This window comes from Microbulbifer sp. SAOS-129_SWC (assembly GCF_039696035.1).
GTDB lineage: Bacteria > Pseudomonadota > Gammaproteobacteria > Pseudomonadales > Cellvibrionaceae > Microbulbifer.
This window is the reverse complement of the sequence record NZ_CP155567.1, coordinates 2,403,683-2,426,875: the sequence shown is the minus strand read 5'-3', so window position 1 is coordinate 2,426,875 and position 23,193 is coordinate 2,403,683. Positions and strand designations below refer to the sequence as shown.

The following is a 23,193-nucleotide window of genomic DNA, read 5'->3' as shown; positions in this document are numbered from 1 at the left end:
CTTCGCTGCGCTCGCTGCTCTGCGGGCTTCGCCCTTCGAGTCGAACGGAGGTTCTTATCCAAGGCCACCCCAGCACCACATAAAAAAACCCGGCACAAGGCCGGGTTCTCTTATATGGCGGTGGGGCAGGGATTAGCTTCGCTGCTCTGCGGGCTTCGCCCTTCGAGTCGAACGGAGGTTCTTATCCAAAGCCACCCCAGCACCACATAAAAAAACCCGGCACAAGGCCGGGTTCTTTTATATGGCGGTGGGGCAGGGATTCGAACCCTGGGACCTGTTACAGTCAACGGTTTTCAAGACCGCCGCTTTCGACCACTCAGCCACCCCACCAATTTGTCCGGCGCATTATACCGGCCGTGCTGGCCGGTACAAGTGTGTGAGCAATTTTTTTAACTGATTCAATAAGTTAGATGAATTATTGAACAGTCTCACTCAGATACCGGTGCCGCACCCGGAGCGGCGGCGCCGTTCCGGGTGCGGAGTTGGCGCGATCAGCTGGCGGCGGCGGAATCGTCGTCACTGCTGTCGTTAGCCTGTTCCACGCGGCGTGCGACGCGCGGGTCGTTTGCCGGGCGGGTCAGCGCGCGCGGCTGGTGCTCGATTGCGGCGGGCTGGGCAGTGTCCAGCGCGTGCAGCAGGCCGAGATCACGGCGCTCGGTGACGATTTCCAGGTCGCGCAGCGGCTGCGGGTTTTCACGCGGATCGTTTACGGCGCGGCCGCGGGTTACCGGTGCTGCAGGGGCGGCCGGGGCAGGCTGCGGGGCCTCTGCAGCCTGCTCGGGCTCGGCAGGCAGTGCTTCCTCGGCCACCGGGGCTTCTTCCTCAGCGGTTTGCTGGGTTTCGGCGGCGGTCGCTACTTCGGGCTCGGCTTTAACCGGCGCGGCCTCAGGTGCGGTTTCCACTGCCGGAGCCGGAGTGGTTTCCTGCGGCTTTTGCTCGGCTTCGGCGGGCTCTTGTACGGGAGCCTGTTGTGCCTCGGCAGTTACCTGAACCTCGGTCTCCTGAAGTTCGGGTTGCTGAACCTTGGCCTCCTGAACCGGCACTGCTTCTACCGGGGCTTCCGCTTTCGGCTGGGCCTGCGGGGCAGGGGCTTGCTCCGCTTTTTCCACTACCGCAGGTTGCGCTGCCGCGGGCTTCTTCTCGGTGCGCTCGGTCGGAGCCTGGCTTTTTTCCACCGGCTTGTGTTCGCGCTTGTCCGCTGCTTCGCTGGCCTCAGCCTTGGCGACCGGAGTTTCGACCTTCGTCTCGGCTTCGGCTTTCACCTCGGGCTGTTTTGCAGGCTGCTCTTTGTGGCCGCGACCCTTGGTTTCGCTCTCGGCTTCGTCAATGGCTTCATTGACTTCGCGTTCCAGCTCTTCCTGGCCCTGGGCGACGGCTGCAGCTGCGGCATTTTCACCGCGGCGGCCGCGGCGACGGGGCTGCGGGCGACCGCGCACGTTGTTGGGGCGGCGCGCCGGGCGTTGCTCATCCTGTTGCGTCGGCTGCTCCGCCGCCTCACTCTCGACCTGGGCGGGCTGGGCGCTTTCTGCAGAGGTTTCAGTCGCTGTGGCCTGCTGTTCCTCGCGACGGCGGCGACCCTCGCCACCACGGCGGCGACGGCGGCGGCGTTGGCTGCGCTCTCCGGTTGGCTGCGCCTCTTCGCGTTTGGCTTCGCGATCTTCGCGCTTGGCTTCACGCTCATCGCGTTTGGCCTCGCGCTTGGTGTCTTCACGCTTTGCTTCTTCGCGTTTGACGTCCTCGCGACGCTCGTCCTTGCGGCGGGCAGGGCGGCTGCCACGGTTACCGCGATTGCCGCGCTGCTGACTGCGGGAGCGCTGCTTCTGGTAGTTCTTGCCGCGGCCGTTGGCTTTCTTGTGCTTTTTCTTCTTGTCTTCTTCGCTTTCGCCCTCGAACAGGCTGGCAATGGCGCCGATCAGGCGAGTGAACAGGCCCGGGGGGGCCGGTTTTTCCGCAGGCGTGGGCGCGGGGGCGGTGTGGGCAATCTGTTGCACTGCGGGCTGGGCAGGCGCGCGCACCGGCTCTTCCTCTTCCCGGGCAGCGCTCTCTTCGATGGAGCCGGAAATCTTGTAGGAGGTTTCCAGGGTCGCGGAGTCATCGTCACGCAGACGCTGGACTTCGAAGTGCGGCGTCTCCAGATCGGCATTGGGCACCACCACCACGCGGGTGTTGTTGCGCGACTCGATGTTGGAGATGGCCTTGCGCTTTTCGTTGAGCAGATAGGTGGCAACGTTCACCGGGGTGATTGCGCGAATCTCTGCACTGCGCTCCTTCTTGGCTTCCTCTTCCACCAGGCGCAGGATCGACAGCGACAGGGATTTGGTGCCGCGGATGGTGCCCTGGCCACTACAGCGCGGGCAGACGCGGAAGGTCGTTTCGCCCAGGGAGGGACGCAGGCGCTGGCGGGACATCTCCAGCAGGCCGAAGCGGGAGATGCGGCCGATCTGTACGCGCGCGCGGTCCATGCCGAGGGCTTTCTCCATGCGCTTTTCCACTTCGCGCTGGTTGCCCTTGTTCTGCATGTCGATGAAGTCGATGACCACCAGGCCACCCATATCGCGCAGGCGCAGCTGGCGGGCGATCTCGTCGGCGGCTTCGAGGTTGATGTTGCGTGCTGTCTCCTCGATGTCGCCGCCCTTGGTGGCGCGGGAGGAGTTGATGTCGATGGAGATCAGCGCCTCGGTGACGTCGATCACAATGGAGCCGCCGGAGGGCAGTTTCACTTCGCGCTCGAAGGCGGTCTCGATCTGGCTTTCGATCTGGTAGCGGTTGAAGAGCGGAATGGCGTCTTCGTAGTACTTTACCTTGCTGACGTAGTGCGGCATTACCTGGCGCGCGAACTCCGCTGCCAGCTGATAGGCGCCCTTGTCGTCGACGATGACTTCGCCGATATCGTCGCGCATGTAGTCGCGGATCGCGCGGATGATGACGTTGCTTTCCTGGAACAGGAAGTGCGGGGCCTTGGAGGTGTCCGCCTCCGTCTTGATGGCGTCCCACAGCTGCAGCAGGTAGTTGAGGTCCCACTGCAGTTCTTCACCGCTGCGGCCAACACCGGCGGTACGTACGATAATGCCCATGCCGGATGGCACTTCGACACCGGACAGGGCGTCGCGCAGCTGGGAGCGCTCGTCGCCCTCAATGCGGCGGGAAATGCCGCCAGCGCGAGGGTTGTTGGGCATCAATACCAGGTAGCGACCGGCGAGGCTGATAAAAGTGGTCAGTGCCGCACCTTTATTGCCGCGCTCCTCTTTATCTACCTGGACAATAACTTCCATGCCCTCTTTGACCACATCCTTGATCTTGATGCGACCATCGATATCTTTGGGCTGTTTGTTGAAATACTCGCGGGAGATTTCTTTCAGCGGCAGGAAGCCGTGGCGCTCTTCACCGTAATCGACGAAAGCGGCTTCGAGGGAGGGCTCTACGCGGGTGATTTTACCCTTGTAGATGTTGGCCTTTTTTTGCTGGCGGGTGCGGTTTTCAATGTCCAGGTCGTAAAGCCACTGTCCGTCGACCAGGGCAACGCGCAACTCTTCCGGTTGAGTTGCGTTGATTAGCATTCTCTTCATGCGTGTCTTGTATCCTTGCGTTTGCGCGAAGGCCAGACACTGAAGTCGCAGGCTTGCTGTGCGGTTGCCGCGCGATAATGGCCGCGGGGCAGGCAGGGACCGGCGGGGAACCTCGATCACCCGCGAACTGGCGGAGCGGCCGGACTTCTACCCGTTTGTCACACTGCGGTAACTCCGGAAGCGTGCAGTGAGCCACGCTTTCCGCTGGTGCCGGTGAAAGCACCTTTTATCCTTTAGTACTTTTTATGTAGTACCACCCGATTGGTAGCGCGCTTTTGGCGTTCGACTTCTAGAGCGTTTTCGCTCTAGCGTCCGCGTTGGGCGCGATCAAATCGGGCGCCACCCTTCATTAATGAGTCGAATGGGTGGCGAGGTTTACGTCTCCAGTCAGCTCTGCTGCGGTCGGCTTTTGGCCGATCCCCCTTCAGTTTGTCTGTGTTATGGCCGGGGCGCCGAATTTGGGCTGCCCGGGCTTGCCAGTGCGGTCGCTGGCTCTCTAGCAGAGAGGGACGTAAATGTTTGAGTTGTCCTGTCAAGCGCTGCGGGCTTCAGCCCGTCTTACCTTCGCGATAAATACCCGCGTTGAGCGGGAAGTTTGTGGCCGGCGAGGCGCCCGTAATTCTGGGGGCAGACCTAGTCGGCGAAGTTTATTCAATGACGCGGCCGATCTGTTGACGAAGCGGTGCGCACTGGCCGATTGGCGGTATTTTCTCTGGAACCGTGGCTGTCACTCCCTTGGGAGCCGCCCGCGGCCGAAAACCAGCCCAATTCAGGCTCGCCGAATATAGCATGGGTGGCGAAGCGCTTCAATTGCGGCGGGGGCGGCGGTATCATGCGCGCCATGCGAAGTAAGCCCCCCTCTAAATCGGCTCCTGCAGCCGATTCGGCCGCCACGGCCGCCCCATCCGACCGCTGGAATCCCGACGGCGGCGTACAGTTTCTCAGCGTACCGGCAGAACTCGCCGGTCAGCGCATTGATAATTTCCTGCAGGCGCGCCTCAAGGGTGTGCCGCGCTCGCGCGTCTATCGCATTCTGCGCAAGGGTGAAGTGCGTGTGAACAAGGGGCGGGTCAAGGCGGAGTACAAGTTGCAGGCCGGTGATGTGGTGCGCGTGCCGCCGGTGCGCTCGCCCGCGCAGGCGCCCGCGCCGGTGGTCGGTGACCAGCTGCGCAAGCTGGTGGAAGAATCCATACTCTATGATGAGCGCGGCCTGTTGGTGGTCAATAAGCCGGCGGGGCTGGCTGTGCATGGCGGCAGCGGCGTGCGGCTGGGGTTGATCGAAGTGCTGCGGCAGATGTTCCCGCAGAGCCCCTTTATCGAGCTGGTTCACCGGCTCGACAGAGACACCAGTGGCGCGATCATGGTGGCGCGCAAGCGGGCGGTTCTGCTGCATGTGCAAGCGGAGCTGCGCGCCGGCCGCGTCGGCAAGTCCTACCTCGCGCTGGCGGCGGGCAAGTGGCCTCGTGGCCATCGGGTGGTGGAGGCGCCGCTGCGCAAGAATACGCTGAAAAGCGGCGAGCGCATGGTCTCGGTCAATCCGGAGGGCAAGCCCTCGGAGACCCGTTTCCGTGTGCTGGAGCGCTTCCGCGGTGCGACCCTGATGGCGGCGGAGCCGGTGACCGGCCGCACCCATCAGATCCGTGTTCACGCACAGTTTATCGGTTGCCCCCTGGCCGGGGATCCGAAATACGCGCCGGATGAGGTAAACCGCGAATTCCGTGCGCGAGGGCTGAAACGGCTATTCCTGCATTCACAGAGGGTGAGCTGCACGCTGCCCGATGGCGACCAGGTGGAAGTGGAGGCGCCGCTGCCCGCGGAGCTTCAGGCGGTGCTGCAGGCGTTGCGCGACGGGTAACCGGGTAAGAAGTAGTGGAGAGAGTTTGACATGTTGGTGATCCTCGATTGGGATGGCACTGTATGCAATTCCGAGGCGCGCATTGTCTCCTGTATGCAACGCGCCGCCGAGCGGGTTGGCCTGCCGGTTCTGGCGCCGGAAGCGGTCGGCGATATCATCGGTCTGGGCCTGCCTGAGGCGATCGCAAACTTGTTCCCGGAGGCCGCCAGCGATCAGCGCCGGCAGCTCGGCGACCTCTATTCCGAGGAGTGGCTGGCCGCCCGCGCCGAGCCGCTGCCGCTGTTTGATGGGGTGGTGGCAACCCTGGACCAGCTGCTGAGTAAGGGGCACCAGCTGGCAGTGGCTACCGGCAAGAGCCGTCGCGGACTCAATCGCGAGTTTGTCGACCATGGGCTCGGCGGTCTCTTCGTTGCCAGCCGCTGCGCTGATGAGACGGCGTCCAAGCCCGATCCGCTGATGCTGAATGAATTGCTGCAGGAAACCGGCTGCGCGGTCGAAGACGCCGTCATGGTTGGCGATACGGTATATGATCTGGAGATGGCCACTGCCGCCGGAATGGCCTCGGTGGCGGTCAGTTACGGTGTACACCATCCGGAGCGCCTGGCGACGGTAAAACCCCGCGCAATCATCGACCGTTTTCCCGAGCTGCTGCAGTGGCCGCCGCTGGTGGCGTGATCAGCTGGGGCGGAGCGGGTCGACACCGAATGCGCGCAGCAGCTCAAGCGTTCGGATTAGTGGGAGACCTATCAGGGCATTGACGTCAGATCCTTCCATTTTTTCGAATAAAGCAATCCCCAGTCCCTCCACCTTAAACGAACCGGCGCAATCGTAGGGCTTTTCCCGCTCCACGTAGGCGCGAATCTCCGCTTCGCCAAGCTGGCGAAAGTGCACACTGAAAATTTCCAGCTCGGTGCGCTGCTCGCCGCTGGCGGTGTCGAGTACGCTGACGCCGGTGTAGAAGTTGACCCGGTGTCCGGAGCAGGCCTGCAGTTGGGTGAGTGCGCGGTCAAAGCCACCGGGCTTGCCCAGGGCATGGCCTTCACACTCGGCCACCTGGTCGGAGCCGATAATCAGTGCGTCCGGGAACCGGTCGGCCAGTGCCTGCGCCTTGGCGGCGGCAAGGCGCTGTGCTGTACCCGGCGGTGTCTCGCCGGCCAATGCTTCTTCATTTATATGGGGGGAGGCGCAGCTGAAGGGTAGTTGTAGCTGCTCGAGCAGCGCTCTCCGGTAAGGGGAGCTGGAGGCTAGAATCAAATTGCGGGGCATATTTGCGGTTCCGTCAGGGATGGTAAAAAAGGCGGCCGCCACGGGTGATATTGCGGCGGTTGATTTGTTTTGACAAGGGTATGGCTTGTCCATAGAATTGCGCGCTTATGTCGAACCCCCCAATTCCCAAGCGCGTCGATGCACGCAAACTGGTGCAGCGCGAGCAGTACCTGGACGGCGTTCTCGCTGTAGATCAGCTGGAGCGGTTGCCCGCGGCCGTAGAGTCGATTAGCGGGGAAGTCCGCGCAGAGCTCACCTTCGGGCGGGATCTGCAGGGTCACGCGACCGTCGACGGACGGGTGCAATGCGCGGTGCAGCTGTTGTGCCAGCGCTGTTTGCAGCCGATGCCGGCGCAGGTCGACGGGACTTTCCGGTGGGGTATCGTCTGGTCTGAAGAGCGGGGCAAGGCATTGCCCAAGGATTTGGACCCGATCGTGCAGGCGGGCGATGAGCTCAACCTGTACGAAGTGCTGGAAGATGAGATTTTGCTCAATCTGCCCATGGTTGCCTATCACGATGAGGAGTGCGTCGCCCGCGAGCACTTCCATTCGGGAGAGGAAGTCGAGTCGGCGGAGGAGCAGCAGGAAAACCCCTTTAAAGTGCTGGAACAGTTAAAGGGTTCTTCGGGTAAATCGTAAGGCCTCTCTTTGGTCGGATATGCCCGGGGAGTTTGGGCTCGCCGGTAGGCGCCCCGGTTCCAGTGTCATTTGGTTACTTTAGGAGCAAGCCATGGCTGTTCAACAAAACAAAAAGACCCGTTCCCGTCGCGGTATGCGTCGCTCTCACGACGCCCTGGGCGCTGGTGCGGCTCTGTCCGTAGATCCGACTACCGGTGAAAAACACCGTCGTCACCACGTGACCAAAGACGGTTTTTACCGCGGTCGCAAAGTGATCGAAGTCGGCGGCTCTGAAGAAGAGTAAGCTTTGTCCAGCCAATTACGATTGGCCGTGGATGCGATGGGCGGGGACTTAGGTCCCCGCTCTGTCGTTCCGGCCTGTATCAGATTTTTACAGCGTTTCCCCCAAGCGGAGCTGACCCTCTACGGCCCGCACTCCCAGCTCCAGCCCCTGATCGACGCCGAGCGGCACCCGGAGCTGAAATCCAGGCTTGAGCTCGCTCCCTGCGAGCAGGTAGTGACCCAGAGCTGCAACCCGTTACACGCCCTCCGTCGCAAGCGCGAGTCCTCCATGGCTTGTGCCCTGCAGGCTGTCGCCAGCGGTAAGGCCCAGGCGATGGTCACGTCCGGGAATACCGGCGCCCTGCTGGCCCTGAGTCGCAGCCTTCTCGGCAATATCCCCGGCGTACGGCGCCCGGCGCTGGGCAAATCGGTGCCCACGGAAAGGGGAAGTTGTTTTCTGCTGGATCTCGGCGCCAATACCGATTGCAGCGCAGAGGATCTGCTGCAGTTCGCGCGCATGGGTATCGAGGCCCAGCGCGTGCACACCGGTAGCGGCAAGCTCCGGGTGGCGCTGCTCAATATCGGTGCGGAGCCACACAAGGGAACTGAGGAGATCCGTCGCGCGGGCGAGCTGCTCGAAGCGGATACGGCAATCGATTACGTGGGATTCGTCGAGGGGCACGATATCTTTACCGGGGTCGTGGATGTCGTTGTCTGTGACGGGCTGATGGGTAATGTCGCCATCAAGACTGCCGAAGGCGTCATTCGACTAATGGGTCAAAAGGCGTTCACGATCGAGGCAAAGGGCTCCATCAAGCGCTTTTTTGGCCAGTTAGCCATAAAGCTGTTGCGAAAATGGCGTACACAGGTAGAACCCGCTCGCTATAATGGCGCCAGTTTTTTAGGGGTCAGAGGCAACGTGGTCAAAAGCCACGGCGGTGCCAGCAGCGAAGCGTTTTACCGTGCCATGATCACTGCCAAAGAGTGTGCCGAGGCCGACCTGGCCCACAGGCTGGCCAGCGCCATGGCGCAGCAGGTCTGACGCGTCGCTCGAGCGACCCCGCAACACCAACCAGGTTTAAGGAAGTGCCATGACCAATGCAAGGCTCGCATTTGTCTTTCCCGGCCAGGGCTCCCAGCAGATTGGTATGCTGGCGGATGCCGCGGCCGCGTTCCCCGAAATTCACGCTACATTTGCCGAGGCTTCCGAAGTGCTCGGCTACGACCTCTGGGACCTGTGCCAGAACGGCGAGCAGGCCGATATCAACCTGACTGAACGTACCCAGCCGCTGCTGCTGACTGCCAGTGTGGCGCTGTACCGCGCCTGGTGTGCCAATGGTGGTGTGCACCCGGCGCGGATGGCGGGGCACAGCCTGGGTGAGTGGTCGGCGCTGGTCTGCGCCGGCACCCTGGCTTTTGCCGATGGCGTGCGCCTGGTGCGCGAGCGCGGTCGCCTGATGCAAGAGGCGGTACCCGCGGGTGAGGGCGCCATGGCCGCCGTCATCGGTCTCGATGACGCCGCCGTGGAAAAGGCCTGTGCCGATGCTGCCGAGGGTGGAGTGGTTGCCGCAGTGAACTATAACTCTCCCGGACAGGTGGTCATTGCCGGCAGCAGTGCCGCCGTAGCGCGCGCCATCGACGCCTGCAAGGCCACCGGTGCCAAGCGCGCCATGCCCCTGCCGGTCAGCGCGCCGTTCCATACCGAGCTGATGCGCCCTGCGGCCGAGAAACTGGCACCGCAGATTGAAGCGACCACATTCCATGTGCCGGAAATCCCCGTGATCCACAATGTGCATGCGCGTCACGAGGCGAATCCGGAAGCGATCAAGCAGCTGATGATCGAGCAGATCTACAGCCCGGTGCGCTGGACCGCATGCGTGCAGGCGATGGCCGCCGAAGGGGTCGAGCGGTTGCTCGAGTGTGGTCCGGGCAAGGTGCTCGCCGGTCTTGCCAAGCGCATCGATCGCGGCCTGAGTACCTTTAACATCGAGGCTCCGGCGCAGCTTAAAGAAGCGCTGATTGCCGCCGCAGAATAATATCAACCCGGTGCAGGACCGGGAATTACTGGAGTAGCCATGACTTTGACAACTTCCCTGCAGGACAAGGTGGCGCTGGTAACCGGTGCCAGCCGCGGTATCGGTGCCGCCATCGCCGATACCCTGGGCGCACTGGGCGCCACCGTGATCGGTACCGCCACCAGCGACAGCGGCGCCGAGAAAATCAGCGCGCGCTTTGCCGAAAAGGGCATCAAGGGTGCCGGAAAGGTACTCGACGTGACCAGCGCCGACAGCCTGGCCGCGTTGCTGGAGGCGTGCAAAGCCGAGTTTGGCGCGCCGACTATCCTCGTTAACAATGCGGGCATCACCAAGGACAACCTGTTGATGCGCATGAAGGACGACGAGTGGAATTCGGTCATCGAGACCAACCTGTCGGCGGTCTACCGCGTCACCAAAGCCTGCCTGCGGGATATGACCAAGGCTCGCTGGGGCCGGATCGTCAATATCAGCTCCGTGGTCGGCAGTATGGGCAATGCCGGTCAGAGCAATTATGCGGCCACCAAGGCTGGCGTGGCCGGGTTTGGTCGCTCGCTGGCGGCGGAGGTCGGCTCTCGCGGCATTACCGTCAATACGGTGGCGCCTGGCTTTATCGACACCGACATGACCAAGGTGTTGCCGGAAGCGCAGCGCGAGGCGCTGATGGCCAAGATCCCGCTGGGTCGCCTCGGTCAGCCGGAAGAGATTGCCTCTGTTGTCGCATTTTTAGCCGGTGAGGCTGGTGGTTATGTGACTGGCGAGACCATTCATGTGAATGGCGGCATGTATATGGCGTGATGAATTTCGCTTAAAATTCGTCATAACTGTTTGATTTTTATAAGTTTTTGCTTCTGATTGATGCCTTTTGGCAGCTGCGCATTACATCCCGAAAAAGTTGGGGTACAATGCCGCCTCGCATTAACCAGAAGCTGTGTGAGCCGGTCGTTATTTGCGCGAATCGCACAACAGCGAAATTACAATAACGACTACAACAGATTTTTATCCACTAGGAGTTAAATTGAATCATGAGCAGCATTGAAGAGCGCGTTAAGAAGATCGTTGCTGAACAACTGGGCGTGAAGGAAGAAGACGTTAAGCCTGAAGCCTCATTTGTTGAAGATCTGGGCGCGGACTCCCTCGACACAGTTGAGTTGGTCATGGCTCTGGAAGAGGAATTCGAAACCGAAATTCCCGACGAGGAAGCCGAGAAAATCACCACTGTTCAGCTGGCCATCGATTACATCAAGGAAAACCTTGGTTAATTCCCGCTGGGTAGTCTAGGCGGCGGATCGCCATCTGCGCCGCTGCCTGAAGTACTGAGAAAGCCGTTCTATGTTGCATAGTGCGGCTTTCCTTTTATTAGCGTTTGGCAAAATATGACCACCGCATTGCACTGCGTCGAGTTGTGCGGGGCAGGGTGGTGCATGAATGAATTTCGGGGGAATACGAGTGTCGCGTAGAAGAGTTGTCGTAACCGGAATGGGTATGGTGGGGCCGCTGGGCAACACCCTGGAAGAGAATTGGTCCGGTGTGCTTTCCGGTACCAGTGGCGCGGCGCCGATTGATACTTTCGATGTCTCGGCGTTTTCCACCCGCTTCGCTGCTACCGTCAAGAATTTCGATCCGACGCCTTATATGCCGGCGAAGGAAGCGCGCAAGATGGACCAGTTTCTGCAGTACGGCATGGTCGCCGGGATCCAGGCAATGCGCGACAGCGGTCTGGAAGTCAGCGACAGCGATGCGCATCGTATCGGCGCCTGTATCGGCTCCGGTATGGGCGGCATTGCCGCGATCGAAGAGAATGCCCTGCTGATTGCGGAGAAAGGTCCGCGCCGCGTATCCCCCTTCTTTGTGCCGGGCGCCATTATCAATATGGTTGCCGGCAACCTGTCGATTAAATATGGAATGAAAGGGCCCAACCTTTCGACCACTACCGCCTGTACCACCGGTACCCATGCCATCGGGCTCGGGTTGCGCACGATTCAGTACGGCGATGCCGACGTGATGGTGTGTGGCGGTGCCGAGATGGTTACCACCCCGGTAGGTCTCGGTGGCTTCTGCGCCGCTCGCGCACTGTCCACCCGCAACGACGATCCGCAGCGCGCCAGCCGCCCGTGGGACCGCGATCGCGACGGCTTCGTGCTGGGCGAGGGTGCCGGCGTGCTGGTGCTCGAGGAATACGAGCGCGCTGTAGCGCGCGGTGCCAAGATCTATGCCGAGCTGACCGGTTTCGGCATGAGCGGCGATGCCCACCACATGACTTCGCCGCCGGAAGATGGCGCCGGTGCCGCGCTGTCCATGCGCAATGCGCTGGGCGACGCAGGTCTGGGGGCTGACGATATCCAGTACATCAATGCCCACGGGACTTCCACGCCACTTGGCGACAAGGCCGAAATTGCCGCGGTGCGCTCGGTGTTTGGCGCGGCGGCCGACAAGCTTGCGGTCAGCTCCACCAAGTCCATGACCGGCCACCTGCTGGGCGCCGCCGGTGCTATCGAGGCAATATTCTCGGTGTTGGCGCTGCGCGAACAGGTGGCACCGCCGACCATCAACCTGGAAAACCCGGACGAGGCCTGCGGCGATATCAACCTGGTGCCGGGGGATGCGCAGCAGATGAGCATCGACGCGGTACTGTCCAACTCCTTTGGTTTTGGCGGCACCAATGGCTCGCTGATCTTCAAGCGGGTCTGAGTGCTGTGGCCCGCGTAGCGGGCCGCGCGCGCGTGTCATGTCGACTCTCCCGCAATTTCATGCCGACGGCGCCCCCGTCCCCTCCCTGCCTGCGGACGCCGCCTATAGCGGCGGCCTGCTGGAAACCATGCGCTGCCAGCGCGGGCGCGTGCCGCTGTGGCCGTTGCACCGCGCGCGGCTCGAACGCAGCGGCCAGATCGATTCCGCCACCCTCGACACGATTGAAGCCGCTGTATCGGCCATCGCGCGCGACTGCCCGGCCGAAGCCGCCAAGCTGCGCTTGCGCTTGGGCCTGCTGGAGGGTCAATCGCACTGGGACCTGGCGCTGACGCCGCTGGAGCCGACGCCGGAGCTGACTCTCGGCGTGCGGCTATTCCCCTGCGAGACCCGCCTGCTCGCGTCCGAAACTGCCAACCCGGGCTGCAAATCGCTGCAGCGCGCGGGATATAATCGCGCCAAGGGCGAGCTGCCCCAGCTGGATCGCTGTGACGGCCTGCTGCGGGATGACAGTGGGCGCGCGATCGAGAGTCTGCGCTGTAACCTGTTGCTGTACCGCGGCAACCGCTGGTTGACGCCGGACCTGAGTCGCTGTGGTGTGCGCGGCGTGATGCGCGACTGGCTGGGGGCACGGATATCGCTGGCCGGTGTCGATGTCCAATGGCAGGCCTTGCTTGCGGCGGATGAGGTCGCCCTGTGCAACAGTGTGCGCGGTGTTCTGCCGGTAGTGGAGTTGCTTGGTGAGCGCCGCTGGGCGGTGGGGCCGCAGACGCGCCGGTTACAGCAGTTGATTGCGGAAGAGTTGTGGTGAAGAAGAAACGGGCGAAAGCCGCGAAAGTGAAAAAGAAGCCGGTCTGGCGCTACCTCCTGGGTGGACTGCTGCTGTTGGCGGTCGTTTCAGTGGGGTTGTTGTGGACCGCACAGACCGCGCTGGTGCGCCCGCTTGCGGTGGGCGATGACGGCCTGCGTTTCGAGGTTGGCAGTGGAGATGGGCTGTCCCGCACCCTGCGCGAACTCGAATCCCAGGGGGTAGTGCGCTGGCCGCGACTGGTGCTGGCCTACGCCTACTGGCGCGGCGAGACAGCGATTCACGCCGGCGAGTACCTGTTGCCCCGCGGCAGCAACGCCATGGACCTGGTTTCGCGCCTGTATCGCGGTGATGTCACCCGCTACCGGCTCACGCTGGTGGAAGGCTGGACTTTTCGCCAGGCGCTGGCGCAGGTGCGCGCCGGGCGCAATATTGTCCGCACCAAGGCCGGCGCGTCAGCGGACAGTGCCGCCCGCGCGCTCGGATTCGACGACCACAGCCCCGAGGGCTGGATTTTCCCGGATACCTACATTTATCGCTCGGGTACCAGCGATATCGACCTGTTGCGCCAGGCGCACAAGCGCATGGAAAAAGTACTCGACGAGGAATGGCAGCAGCGTGCCGATGCCTTGCCGTACACATCTTCGTATCAGGCACTGATCATGGCTTCGCTAGTGGAAAAGGAAACCGGTCAGCCATCCGAGCGCAGCGTCATTGCCGGCGTCTTCGTGCGCCGCCTCGACAAGGGCATGCGCCTGCAGACAGATCCGACAGTCATCTACGGCCTGGGCGCCAGTTTTGACGGTAACCTGACCCGTGCCCACCTGCGTAAGCCCACGCCATACAACACCTACGTGAACCGGGGCCTGCCGCCGACGCCGATTGCGCTGCCGGGTCGTGAGGCGATTCACGCGGCACTGCATCCGGCGGCCGGGGACAGCCTCTATTTCGTCGGCAAGGGCGATGGTTCGCACCATTTCTCGGCGACCCTCGCGGAACACAATCGCGCGGTGCGCGAGTTTCAGCTGCGCCGTCGCAGCGACTATCGCTCGAGTCCGACCGCCAATGGAGAGAATTGATTTGCAGCGCGGAAAATTTATCACGCTCGAGGGCGGCGAAGGAGTGGGCAAGTCCACCAACCTGCGTTTCATCACCGACTGGCTGCGCGAGCAGGGTATCGACTTCGTGCAGACCCGCGAACCCGGGGGTACGCCGCTGGCGGAGGAGTTGCGCGAGCTGTTGCTGGAGCGCCGGGAAGAGCCCGTCGATCCCACCGCGGAGCTGTTAATGGTTTTCGCCGCCCGCGCCCAGCACCTGGCGCGGGTCATCGAACCGGCGCTGGCACGGGGTGATTGGGTCATTTGCGACCGCTTTACCGATGCTACCTATGCCTACCAGGGCGGTGGTCGCCAGCTGGATGGTTCGCTGATCGCCCAGCTGGAGGAGACGGTGCAGGGTGCTTTGCGCCCTGACCGGGTGCTGTTGCTCGACCTGGATCCGGAGATCGGTCTGCAACGGGCCGCCAGCACCGGCGCGGCAGATCGGTTCGAAAGTGAACAGCAGGCGTTTTTCAAGCGTGTACGCAGTGCCTATCTGGCGCGCGCGGAAGCGTCGCCAGCCAATTACGCCGTGATCGATGCCAGCCGCCCGCTGGATCAAGTGCAGCATCAGCTGCGCCTAGAACTGGAACAACTCCTGTAGCGACGGCCGCCGGCCGTTTCTGCGGATAATGGAAGATCAAAAGCAAGTGTCCGAAGCTCCCGATTCACCGACCATCCCGTCGCCGCTGCCCTGGCAGCGTGAGCAGTGGCAGCGCCTGGGTGCCCAGTGGCGCGCCGGCCGCTGCCCGCATGCTTTGTTGCTGAGTGGGCCCGAGGGGCTGGGCAAACGCCGATTTGCGGAGGCGTTCGCGGCACTGGCGCTGTGTGAGCAGCCCCGCGACGGCCTGGCCTGCGGTGGCTGCCGCGGTTGCCGCCTGTGGCAGGCGGGTTCTCACCCGGATTTTCTGCGGGTGGAGCCGGAAAAGCCCGGCGCTCCGCTGAAAGTCCAGCAGATTCGCGATCTGGGTGGGTTTGTCAGTCGGACCAGCGGCCGCGAGGGCGCGCGCCTGGTGTGGCTCGCGCCGGCGGAGTCGATGAACGTTAATGCCGCCAATGCGCTGCTGAAAAACCTCGAGGAACCGTCGGCGGCGGTCATCTTTCTGCTGATTACCGATGCGCCGGCAGGGCTGCTGCCGACAATTCGCAGTCGTTGCCAATCCGTCTCCTTTCCGCCGCCGCAGCGCCCGGTGGCGCTGCGCTGGCTGCAGGAGAGTGGACTGGATGAAACCGCCGCGGACCGCGCACTGCTGCTGGCCGGCGGTACGCCGCTGCGGGCGCTGCAGCTGGCGGATCCCCAGGCGAGCGAAACGCGTGCGCAGTTTCTCTCCGACCTGACCGCGCTGGCCTCCGCTGAAGCCAGCGCGGTGATGGTTGCGGGGCGCTGGGAGGCGCCGCCGGAAGGGTCGGATTTGAGTCAGCTGCTGACGTTCTGGCAGCACTGGCTGGCGCAGATGCTGCGTGCGCGTAGCTGTGACCTGACCGCCGATCCACACATCATGGCACTGCTGCAGCGCTTGCCGGGCGGGGAGGAGGCGGCGCTGAGGCCGCTGTTTGCCTTCTATGACCACCTGCTGCAGGCCCGCCAGGCCCTCGTCGGCGGCGCCAACCCGAACAAGCGCCTGCTGATAGAAGAACTCATGATCCGCTGGGCGAAGTTGTACGCTTAGCGAGCAACGCTCGCTGTACAACTTCGCGGCCGGCCAAGGATGGCCGGACCGGGCTGAGTTCCAGGGATGGCTGCTAGCGACGAGTTATCTAACTGGCACTGCTCGCTGTACAACTTCGCGGCCGGCCAAGGGCCGAAGGCGCCGTGAATGCCTGGAGCGGCCCGACTGGCTGGGCCGGGCGGAGCCCCAGGGAAGGCTGCTAGCGACGAAACAGCTAAGTGAAAACGCTCAGGGGGATGATTGCGACCCTGGCTTCGAATCGGGGCGCCCGGACCGGATATGCCTTTCCGGGACACGCTGTGAATACGTCCGTGTACGCTCGGCGTCGGCATCCGTGCCTCCGACGGTCCCGGAAAGGCATATCCGGCCCCGGCTTGTGCGTGCCTGTTTGAATTGAACTTCGTAGCTTGGGCTAATTCACGCTTTCTGCTGGCCGGGTCGCCGCAGGTCCGATAGAGAGCACGGCCGCCGAGCCTTCACGTCGGGTTACGGTATTCCTTCCCGAGCTCTTGGAATTCTGGACACAACCAGTACGCTCAGATAAGTTACGCTCAAACGAGAACAACGAGGTTCGGCCATGAAAGCCATGGGAGGCGGTGCCCGCAACGGTATCCTTTCGCTGAAGATTCAGGATAAATCAGTGCTGTACGCGGCCTATATGCCGTTTGTGAAAAACGGCGGCCTGTTTATCAGTACCGACAAGTCCTACAACCTGGGGGACGAGGTGTTCCTGTTGCTGAACCTGATGGACGAGCCGGACAAGGTACCGGTAGCCGGCAAGGTGGTGTGGACGACTCCGGGCGGTGCCCAGGGCAACCGTACTCCGGGGATCGGCGTCCAGTTCAGCGACAAGGACAATGTCGCCCAGAGTAAAATTGAAACCTATCTGGCCGGTTCGCTGGAATCGAGCCGACCCACTCACACGCTGTAGTTGTTGGAATGCTTGTAGATAGCCACTGTCACCTCGACCGATTGAAACTCGACAAATTTGATGGCGACCTGGATGCGGTGCTGGACCTGGCCCGCAGCCGCGGCGTCGGCCAGTTCCTGTGCGTCGGTATCAGTCTGGAAAATGTCGATCGCGTGGTGGAGCTGGCCGGGCGCTATGACGACGTCGTCTGCTCCGTGGGCGTGCATCCTCTCGATGTGGATTCGGGGCTTGCGGATGTCGACAAGCTGCTGGAGCTGGCCGCTCGGCCGAAGGTGGTTGCGCTCGGCGAAACCGGGCTCGATTACTACTACAGCACTGAAACCAAAGACGTACAGCGGCAGAGTTTCAGCGCGCACCTGCAGGCGGCCGGCCGCGCGGGCCTGCCGGTGATCGTGCATACGCGTGATGCGCGTGCAGATACCATCGATCTGATCCGCGAGCACGGTAGTACAGAACACGCTGGGGTGCTGCACTGTTTTACCGAGAGCTGGGATATGGCCCGGGCTGCGCTGGACCTGAATTACTATATATCGCTGTCCGGTATCGTGACGTTCAAGAAGGCAGAGGAGCTGCGTGATGTCGCGCGTAAGCTGCCGCTGGATCGCCTGCTGGTGGAAACGGACTCCCCCTATCTGGCACCGGTACCTTACCGGGGCAAACCCAATATTCCGGCCTATGTGCGCGATGTAGCGGAATTTATCGCCGACCTGCGCGGTATTCCTTACGAGCAGCTGGCCGAGATCACCACAGAAAACTTTTACCGACTCTTCCCGCGGGCTGCCTGAGCCCGCCGACAGGATTAAATCTCCGATGATGCAACAACAATTGCAGACCATGCTGGCGCTGCAGGATGAGATCAATACGCTGGTCAACGATAACTGGCGCGGCCAGAACTTTCCCTGGTATCGGGCCATCTGGGTCGAGAGCGCTGAGTTACTGGATCATTTCGGCTGGAAATGGTGGAAAAAGCAACAGCCGGATATGGACCAGGTCAAGCTGGAGCTGGTGGATATCTGGCATTTCGGGCTCAGCCTGGAACTGCAGCAGGGCAGTCCGGAAGAGGCTGCCGCGCTGATGCGTGCGGAGCTCACCGGCACGCAGCGCATCCCCGGCGATTTCCGCGCGGACCTCGAGCAATTCACCCTCAACACCCTGGCCAGCAAGCAATTCGATCTGGTGGGCTTCGCCCAGTTACTGGCGGACACAGGGATGACGTTTGATGAGCTGTACCAGCGTTACGTGGGCAAAAATGTGCTGAACCGCTTTCGCCAGGATAACGGTTACCAGGACGGTAGCTATGTAAAAATCTGGCAGGGCAGGGAAGACAATGAGCACCTGGCGGAAATCTGCGCCCAGCTGGACAGCGCTGCAGCGGATTACAGTGGCGAGGTTTACCGTGCTCTGGCCGGTCGCTACCGCGAAACTGCCGACGCCTGAAAATCCTCACAGCGCCCTGCGACTTTGGTCTGAAGCCGCTACGGGGTGAAATTTGCCCGTAAATCTCTATAATGCGGGCCGCTTACAAACGAGGGAGAACTATCGTGAAAGCACCTGTTCGTGTTGCTGTTACCGGCGCCGCCGGTCAGATCAGCTATTCGCTGCTGTTCCGTATCGCTTCCGGCGAAATGCTGGGTAAAGATCAACCGGTTATCCTGCAGCTGCTGGAAATCACTCCGGCCCTGGAAGCGCTGAAGGGCGTTGCCATGGAACTGGAAGACTGTGCCTTCCCGCTGCTGGCCGGAATCGTTCAGTCCGACGACGCTACTGTCGCGTTCAAAGATGCCGAGTATGCACTGCTGGTCGGTGCCCGCCCGCGTGGCCCGGGTATGGAGCGCAAGGATCTGCTGGAAGCCAACGCCGCTATCTTCTCCGCCCAGGGTAAGGCGCTGAACGATGTTGCCTCTCGCAACGTAAAGGTATTGGTTGTAGGCAACCCGGCCAACACCAATGCGCTGATCGCCCAGCGCAACGCGCCGGATCTGGATCCGCGCAACTTCACCGCCATGACCCGCCTGGACCACAACCGCGCGCTGTCACAACTGGCCAACAAGACCGACTCCAGTGTCAATGACATTACGCACATGACCATCTGGGGCAACCATTCCTCCACCCAGTACCCGGATCTGCACCAGGTCAAGGTTGCCGGCGCCAACGCGATGGACAAGGTGGAACAGGACTGGTACGAGAACGACTTCATCCCCACCGTACAGCAGCGCGGCGCAGCCATTATCAAGGCTCGCGGTGCGTCCTCTGCCGCTTCCGCTGCCAACGCCGCCATCGACCATATGCGCGACTGGGCGCTGGGCACTGCCGAGGGCGACTGGACCAGCATGGGCATCTACAGCGACGGTTCCTACGGTATCCAGGAAGGCCTGATCTACTCTTTCCCCTGCACCTGCAAGAATGGCGATTGGCAAATCGTCCAGGGCGTCGACATCAATGATTTCTCTCGCGAGAAGATGGCGGCTACCGAGAAGGAGCTGGCGGAAGAGCGCGATGCCGTAGCGCACCTGCTGCCGTAATCGCCGCCTCGCCGCTTTACCGCGCGAGCGTAAAACCCGCACTTCGGTGCGGGTTTTTTTGTGCCCCGGGTACGGTCCGGTTGGTGTGCCAGCGGACGGGGCCGGGGGCCGGCTTTTGGCCGTGAACGGGCAGATACTGGCTTGAGTGGCGCGATGCTACACTGAGGGCAAGATGTACCCGGATTCGTCACTATGGTTACCGAAGTCGGCCGTGTCTCCTCACGCAGCGCCTGCATCCTGCTGCAACCCAACCAATCCCTGTCGTTTTCAGGCAACCTGTGGGTTTTTGTCTCACTGGTGGCCGTGTCTCTCGGCATCAGCCTCGCTTTTGCGCTGGCCGGGGCCTGGATGATTCTGCCGTTTGCCGGACTGGAGGCGCTGTTGTTGGCGGTACTTTTCGGCTATGTGTACCTGGAAAGCACGCGCCGGGAGGTGATACGCATCAGCGGCGAGCGGGTGTTGCTGGACTGTTGCAAGGGGCACCGGCAGCAGAGTATCTATCATCAGGAGTTCTCCCGCGACAGCCTTGCGGTACTGGTGCGCCTTGGTGGCAGCGCCACGGAACCTGCTTCGGTCAGCTTCGCGGGGCCGGAAGGGTGTCTGGAAGTCGGTGATTTTCTCACCGACGCCGAACGCGCTGACCTGGTGCACAAGCTGAACGACTGCGGTATCTGTGCCCGTAAAGAACGGGGTTACCAGCTGCGGGCGTTCTGACCCGCGGCAGACAAATACCTTTCATTGATTCGAGGCGGCCGGCTTGGTGCAGGGTAGCGGTATCCGGCATCGCCAGTTGCCCGGGAGCCGGGTCCGAGGGCTGGGCCTTGCCGCCAAGACCGGACTGGTGGCTTCGGGCGCTGCCTGCTTTTCGCTATAATCCACGCCGAATTCCGCTTAGCAAGTTATTGCCCAGTCCAACAGGGGGTTTCCATGGCATTTCCCAAGATCGGCAATCTGGCGCCGGCCTTCACTTTGCGCAACCAGGGTGGCGAGAAGGTTTCGCTGAAAGACTTTCGCGATCGCAACAATGTGGTGCTCTATTTCTATCCCAAGGCGCTGACCCCGGGCTGCACCACCCAGGCCTGCGGCATTCGCGACAGCGCCGCAGAGTTTGCCCAGCGCGATACCGTGGTGCTGGGTGTCAGCCCGGATCCCGAGGCCAAATTGCAGAAGTTCATCGAAAAGCACGAGCTCAATTTCGACCTGCTCGCCGATGAGGAGCACAAAATTGCCGACAAGTACGGCTGTTGGGGCCTGAAGAAGTTTATGGGCCGCGAGTATATGGGCCTGTTACGCACTACCTTCATCATCGATAAGAATGGCCGGCTGCGCCATATTATCGACAAGGTCAAAACCAAGACCCACCACGATGACGTGCTTCACTGGATCGATGAAAACCTGCTCTGACGCCCACCTACCTCCCCGGTTGCCGGGTGTGGCGCCCTTCGTGCCATACCCGTCGCCTCCTGCCAACTCATCTCGCCCAAACCATTCTCAGCGCTCATCTAGGCGGTATTTAAGTACCACTTTGGCGCAAAACTGTCTTTTGTGACAGGGCCAAAAAAAATCGACTGTCGCCCCTTGCGTTCTGATTTCATGGTCTATACTGCGTTATGTGAAGGAAAGGTGCGCCGGTACCGGAGTCTAGCGTTAAAGAGATGTTGCCGGAGCGTTTAGTTTAATATTTATACAGCTCTGTGAAGATTCGGTGTCTGTTTCAGGCGCAACCCGGCACCCGGGTAGTAGCCCGCCCTAAACAAAAATACGGGGCAGGTTGAGGCAAAAGGGGTTCGCAGGACGCGGACATTAGAACAATAACTGCGGCTCACGGAACGAAAAAGGAGCAGCTCAATGAACCATATTCAGCCAGACCAAACTTCGCTCTCTGAAGATAAGCCACTACAACAAGCCCGGTTGTCCGGGGATCCGAATATTCTGGATCAGCTTCTGGCACCACCAGAAGCCACCAGTTTCGGGATCGCCGCGCGGGTCATTGATGTCCTGGAGCAGCGAATCGGCAAAGCATCGCTGGCCATCCGGCCGGTCGCTTCCGATCTCAGCATGTCCACCCGCACATTGCAGCGCCGGCTGCAGGAGCACAACTTGAGTTTCGCCTCGTTGCGGGACCATGTGCGCTTCCGCCATGCGGTGCACTTCCTCAAGGATACCGCGCTCAGTGTGGATGGCATCTCCCGGATTCTGGATTTCTCTGACCGAACCAGCTTTACCAGTGCCTTCAAGCGCTGGACTGGTATGTCGCCGACCGGCTATCGCCGCCAGGTGCGCCAGCGGTTCTGATCCGGTGGGAATCAGCGTCGCCGGGTATAGGCGTTCCCGGCGCCGATACGTTGCCTCTGCAGTTCAAACCCGTTAGAGTTGGCGGCAATTTAACAAGCTGACTCTTCGAGGATTTGCATGAGCTTCTTTATTCCCGCTGCAATGGCGCAAGACGCGGCCCCGACACCCCAGGGTAGCCCGCTGGTGACCCTGCTGATGTTCGCCGGCCTGTTTGCGTTTATGTGGTTTTTTATTATTCGCCCGCAACGCAAGCGCCAGAAAGAGCACCAGGATCTGGTCGGTGCCCTGAAAAAAGGGGATGAAGTGGTCATGACCAGCGGTATGCTGGGTCGTGTCGAGAAGGTGGACGACGACTACATCGTGCTGGAAGTGGCCGACAACATGTCGCTGAAGTTCCAGAAGGTGGCGGTACACGCGATTCTGCCGAAAGGTACGATCAAGAAGGTCTGATCTTCTGCGTGTCCCAAGTGTTTAAAACCCGGCAATCACGCCGGGTTTTTTGTATCGAGGAACGGCATGATTCCGAGATATCCCCCACACATTTCCCTTGCCAGGCTGCCAACGCCGCTGCAGCCCCTGGATCGTATTAGCGAAAAATATTCTCTCCCCGGGGGCGGGCCCCGTATCTGGGTAAAACGCGACGACCTCACGGAATCCGGCATGTCCGGTAACAAGCTGCGCAAGCTTGAATTTGTCACCGGCGCGGCACGGGAGCAGGGCTGTGACACGCTGATTACCTGTGGCGGCGAGCAGTCCAACCACTGCCGCACCACGGCCCTGGTCGGCGCGCGCCTCGGCATGCACGTACAGTTGATCCTGCGCGGCGACGCCCCGGCGGTTGCTGATGGCAACCTATTGCTGGATCGGCTGGCCGGCGCCGCGACCGCCTTTTACCCACCGCGCCAATTCTTTGCCGAACTGCCGGCGCTGTTCGAGCACTGGAAGGCGTTCTATGCCGGGCGTGGGCACAAAGCGTTGTGTATTCCTACCGGGGCGAGCGATGGATTGGGCATCTGGGGGTACATCGCCGGAGCCGAGGAGCTGTTGCAAGACTGCCGCGAGCGGGGATTTGAACCGGAACACGTCGTCTGTGCCACCGGTAGTGGCGGCACCCAGGCCGGGCTGACTTTGGGCGCGCAGCTGTTGCAGGCAAACACCCGCGTTACTGGCTACGCCGTTTGCGACAACGAGGCCTATTTCCAGAACAAGGTGCGTGAAGATATTGCCCACTGGAGCGCGCTGAATGGGCAGCAGGTCGATACCGGGGCGCTGGATGTCCACGTCAACGCTGACTATATCGGCCCTGGCTACGCCGTAGCGGACGAACCGGTATATAGAGCCATCGCCGAAGCGGCATCGCTGGAAGGGCTGTTGCTCGACCCGGTCTACACCGGCAAGGCGTTTTACGGCTTGCTGCAGGAGCTGCGTGCGGGCCGCTATCGGGACTGTGGCAATCTGGTGTTTGTACACACCGGCGGTCAATTCGGGATCTTTCCGCAGCGGGAGAAATTTGCCCACCTGGAAGGCTAGTGCAAACGCAACCTGGCGATCGCATTCACCGTT

24 protein-coding genes and 1 tRNA gene are annotated in these 23,193 nt (G+C 61.7%); 22 read left to right on the top strand and 3 right to left on the bottom strand.

All coding sequences use genetic code 11. From position 1 onward, the window contains the following. Positions 1-242 precede the first annotated feature (242 nt). Together ABDK11_RS10535 and rne are read right to left on the bottom strand one after the other, a co-directional pair. Positions 243-330 (bottom strand) — tRNA-Ser (locus tag ABDK11_RS10535). A 161-nt stretch (positions 331-491) separates the two neighbouring features. Beyond that, entirely contained in the window at positions 492-3,566 is a 3,075-nt protein-coding gene (gene rne / locus ABDK11_RS10530; RefSeq protein WP_346836462.1) for a ribonuclease E, read from the bottom strand. Positions 3,567-4,407: 841 nt separating this feature from the next. On the opposite strand from rne, the gene rluC reads away from it, so the two are divergent. Beyond that, on the top strand, positions 4,408-5,421 hold the full coding sequence (gene rluC, locus ABDK11_RS10525) for a 23S rRNA pseudouridine(955/2504/2580) synthase RluC (RefSeq protein WP_346836461.1): 1,014 nt from the start codon (positions 4,408-4,410) through the stop codon (positions 5,419-5,421). A gap of 30 nt (positions 5,422-5,451) precedes the next feature. Continuing rightward, positions 5,452-6,096, top strand: a complete 645-nt coding sequence (locus tag ABDK11_RS10520) for an HAD-IA family hydrolase (protein WP_346836460.1) — start codon at positions 5,452-5,454, stop codon at positions 6,094-6,096. On the opposite strand, the gene ABDK11_RS10515 is transcribed toward ABDK11_RS10520, so the two are convergent. After that, positions 6,097-6,687 carry a Maf family nucleotide pyrophosphatase gene (locus ABDK11_RS10515; RefSeq protein ID WP_346836459.1) on the bottom strand — a complete coding sequence of 197 codons (591 nt, stop codon included), beginning with the start codon at positions 6,685-6,687 and terminating at the stop codon, positions 6,097-6,099. Between the two features lie 107 nt (positions 6,688-6,794). Between ABDK11_RS10515 and ABDK11_RS10510 the strand changes: the two genes are divergently transcribed. From ABDK11_RS10510 to ABDK11_RS10415, 20 genes are all read left to right on the top strand, one after another. Beyond that, a complete protein-coding gene (locus ABDK11_RS10510; RefSeq protein WP_346836458.1) occupies positions 6,795-7,325 on the top strand; it encodes a YceD family protein in 531 nt (176 codons plus the stop codon). Positions 7,326-7,416: 91 nt separating this feature from the next. Further along, positions 7,417-7,608 carry a 50S ribosomal protein L32 gene (gene rpmF, locus ABDK11_RS10505; RefSeq protein ID WP_237065110.1) on the top strand — a complete coding sequence of 64 codons (192 nt, stop codon included), beginning with the start codon at positions 7,417-7,419 and terminating at the stop codon, positions 7,606-7,608. 3 nt (positions 7,609-7,611) lie between these two features. Beyond that, on the top strand, positions 7,612-8,628 hold the full coding sequence (gene plsX, locus ABDK11_RS10500; RefSeq protein WP_346836457.1) for a phosphate acyltransferase PlsX: 1,017 nt from the start codon (positions 7,612-7,614) through the stop codon (positions 8,626-8,628). A gap of 49 nt (positions 8,629-8,677) precedes the next feature. Continuing rightward, complete coding sequence (gene fabD / locus ABDK11_RS10495) at positions 8,678-9,622, top strand: ACP S-malonyltransferase (protein WP_346836456.1); 945 nt, start codon at positions 8,678-8,680, stop codon at positions 9,620-9,622. Between the two features lie 39 nt (positions 9,623-9,661). Continuing rightward, complete coding sequence (fabG, locus tag ABDK11_RS10490; RefSeq protein ID WP_346836455.1) at positions 9,662-10,417, top strand: 3-oxoacyl-ACP reductase FabG; 756 nt, start codon at positions 9,662-9,664, stop codon at positions 10,415-10,417. Between the two features lie 227 nt (positions 10,418-10,644). After that, positions 10,645-10,881: an acyl carrier protein gene (gene acpP, locus ABDK11_RS10485; RefSeq protein WP_067080870.1), complete on the top strand. Its 237-nt coding sequence runs from the start codon at positions 10,645-10,647 to the stop codon at positions 10,879-10,881. A 187-nt stretch (positions 10,882-11,068) separates the two neighbouring features. After that, positions 11,069-12,310, top strand: a complete 1,242-nt coding sequence (fabF, locus tag ABDK11_RS10480) for a beta-ketoacyl-ACP synthase II (RefSeq protein ID WP_346836454.1) — start codon at positions 11,069-11,071, stop codon at positions 12,308-12,310. A gap of 37 nt (positions 12,311-12,347) precedes the next feature. Further along, a complete protein-coding gene (locus ABDK11_RS10475) occupies positions 12,348-13,118 on the top strand; it encodes an aminotransferase class IV (protein WP_346836453.1) in 771 nt (256 codons plus the stop codon). Further along, positions 13,115-14,194 carry an endolytic transglycosylase MltG gene (gene mltG, locus ABDK11_RS10470; protein ID WP_346836452.1) on the top strand — a complete coding sequence of 360 codons (1,080 nt, stop codon included), beginning with the start codon at positions 13,115-13,117 and terminating at the stop codon, positions 14,192-14,194. The genes ABDK11_RS10475 and mltG overlap by 4 nt, the downstream gene beginning before the upstream one ends. After that, positions 14,181-14,816 (top strand): dTMP kinase, encoded by a 636-nt coding sequence (tmk, locus tag ABDK11_RS10465; RefSeq protein ID WP_346836451.1) that lies wholly within the window; start codon positions 14,181-14,183, stop codon positions 14,814-14,816. Before mltG ends, tmk begins: the two co-directional genes overlap by 14 nt. 46 nt (positions 14,817-14,862) lie before the next feature. Then, a complete protein-coding gene (locus ABDK11_RS10460; protein ID WP_346836450.1) occupies positions 14,863-15,882 on the top strand; it encodes a DNA polymerase III subunit delta' in 1,020 nt (339 codons plus the stop codon). A 577-nt stretch (positions 15,883-16,459) separates the two neighbouring features. Then, positions 16,460-16,813, top strand: coding sequence for a PilZ domain-containing protein (locus ABDK11_RS10455; RefSeq protein WP_346836449.1), 354 nt, complete (start codon positions 16,460-16,462; stop codon positions 16,811-16,813). Positions 16,814-16,821: 8 nt separating this feature from the next. Continuing rightward, on the top strand, positions 16,822-17,598 hold the full coding sequence (locus ABDK11_RS10450) for a TatD family hydrolase (RefSeq protein ID WP_346836448.1): 777 nt from the start codon (positions 16,822-16,824) through the stop codon (positions 17,596-17,598). Between the two features lie 28 nt (positions 17,599-17,626). Next, positions 17,627-18,250, top strand: coding sequence for a dUTP diphosphatase (locus ABDK11_RS10445; RefSeq protein ID WP_346840194.1), 624 nt, complete (start codon positions 17,627-17,629; stop codon positions 18,248-18,250). Between the two features lie 104 nt (positions 18,251-18,354). Further along, positions 18,355-19,335, top strand: a complete 981-nt coding sequence (locus tag ABDK11_RS10440) for a malate dehydrogenase (protein ID WP_346836447.1) — start codon at positions 18,355-18,357, stop codon at positions 19,333-19,335. A gap of 192 nt (positions 19,336-19,527) precedes the next feature. Further along, positions 19,528-20,049 (top strand): DUF2244 domain-containing protein, encoded by a 522-nt coding sequence (locus ABDK11_RS10435; protein WP_346836446.1) that lies wholly within the window; start codon positions 19,528-19,530, stop codon positions 20,047-20,049. A gap of 213 nt (positions 20,050-20,262) precedes the next feature. Then, positions 20,263-20,739, top strand: a complete 477-nt coding sequence (gene bcp / locus ABDK11_RS10430) for a thioredoxin-dependent thiol peroxidase (protein ID WP_346836445.1) — start codon at positions 20,263-20,265, stop codon at positions 20,737-20,739. A gap of 444 nt (positions 20,740-21,183) precedes the next feature. After that, a complete protein-coding gene (locus ABDK11_RS10425) occupies positions 21,184-21,630 on the top strand; it encodes a helix-turn-helix domain-containing protein (RefSeq protein ID WP_091511814.1) in 447 nt (148 codons plus the stop codon). A gap of 117 nt (positions 21,631-21,747) precedes the next feature. Next, positions 21,748-22,080 carry a preprotein translocase subunit YajC gene (gene yajC / locus ABDK11_RS10420; RefSeq protein ID WP_346836444.1) on the top strand — a complete coding sequence of 111 codons (333 nt, stop codon included), beginning with the start codon at positions 21,748-21,750 and terminating at the stop codon, positions 22,078-22,080. 66 nt (positions 22,081-22,146) lie between these two features. Further along, positions 22,147-23,160 (top strand): D-cysteine desulfhydrase family protein, encoded by a 1,014-nt coding sequence (locus tag ABDK11_RS10415; RefSeq protein WP_346836443.1) that lies wholly within the window; start codon positions 22,147-22,149, stop codon positions 23,158-23,160. Positions 23,161-23,193: the final 33 nt, after the last annotated feature.

Bases quoted from the DNA above. Each gene is read 5' to 3' on its own strand.
- bcp (WP_346836445.1), top strand. From the start codon at position 20,263: ATGGCATTTCCCAAGATCGGCAATCTGGCGCCGGCCTTCACTTTGCGC.
- ABDK11_RS10425 (WP_091511814.1), top strand. From the start codon at position 21,184: ATGAACCATATTCAGCCAGACCAAACTTCGCTCTCTGAAGATAAGCCA.
- rpmF (WP_237065110.1), top strand. From the start codon at position 7,417: ATGGCTGTTCAACAAAACAAAAAGACCCGTTCCCGTCGCGGTATGCGT.
- fabG (WP_346836455.1), top strand. From the start codon at position 9,662: ATGACTTTGACAACTTCCCTGCAGGACAAGGTGGCGCTGGTAACCGGT.
- ABDK11_RS10510 (WP_346836458.1), top strand. From the start codon at position 6,795: ATGTCGAACCCCCCAATTCCCAAGCGCGTCGATGCACGCAAACTGGTG.
- rluC (WP_346836461.1), top strand. From the start codon at position 4,408: ATGCGAAGTAAGCCCCCCTCTAAATCGGCTCCTGCAGCCGATTCGGCC.
- ABDK11_RS10520 (WP_346836460.1), top strand. From the start codon at position 5,452: ATGTTGGTGATCCTCGATTGGGATGGCACTGTATGCAATTCCGAGGCG.
- fabD (WP_346836456.1), top strand. From the start codon at position 8,678: ATGACCAATGCAAGGCTCGCATTTGTCTTTCCCGGCCAGGGCTCCCAG.
- ABDK11_RS10515 (WP_346836459.1), bottom strand. From the start codon at position 6,687: ATGCCCCGCAATTTGATTCTAGCCTCCAGCTCCCCTTACCGGAGAGCG.
- ABDK11_RS10450 (WP_346836448.1), top strand. From the start codon at position 16,822: ATGCTTGTAGATAGCCACTGTCACCTCGACCGATTGAAACTCGACAAA.
- yajC (WP_346836444.1), top strand. From the start codon at position 21,748: ATGAGCTTCTTTATTCCCGCTGCAATGGCGCAAGACGCGGCCCCGACA.
- ABDK11_RS10435 (WP_346836446.1), top strand. From the start codon at position 19,528: ATGGTTACCGAAGTCGGCCGTGTCTCCTCACGCAGCGCCTGCATCCTG.
- tmk (WP_346836451.1), top strand. From the start codon at position 14,181: ATGGAGAGAATTGATTTGCAGCGCGGAAAATTTATCACGCTCGAGGGC.
- ABDK11_RS10455 (WP_346836449.1), top strand. From the start codon at position 16,460: ATGAAAGCCATGGGAGGCGGTGCCCGCAACGGTATCCTTTCGCTGAAG.
- ABDK11_RS10475 (WP_346836453.1), top strand. From the start codon at position 12,348: ATGTCGACTCTCCCGCAATTTCATGCCGACGGCGCCCCCGTCCCCTCC.
- ABDK11_RS10415 (WP_346836443.1), top strand. From the start codon at position 22,147: ATGATTCCGAGATATCCCCCACACATTTCCCTTGCCAGGCTGCCAACG.
- ABDK11_RS10445 (WP_346840194.1), top strand. From the start codon at position 17,627: ATGCAACAACAATTGCAGACCATGCTGGCGCTGCAGGATGAGATCAAT.
- rne (WP_346836462.1), bottom strand. From the start codon at position 3,566: ATGAAGAGAATGCTAATCAACGCAACTCAACCGGAAGAGTTGCGCGTT.
- acpP (WP_067080870.1), top strand. From the start codon at position 10,645: ATGAGCAGCATTGAAGAGCGCGTTAAGAAGATCGTTGCTGAACAACTG.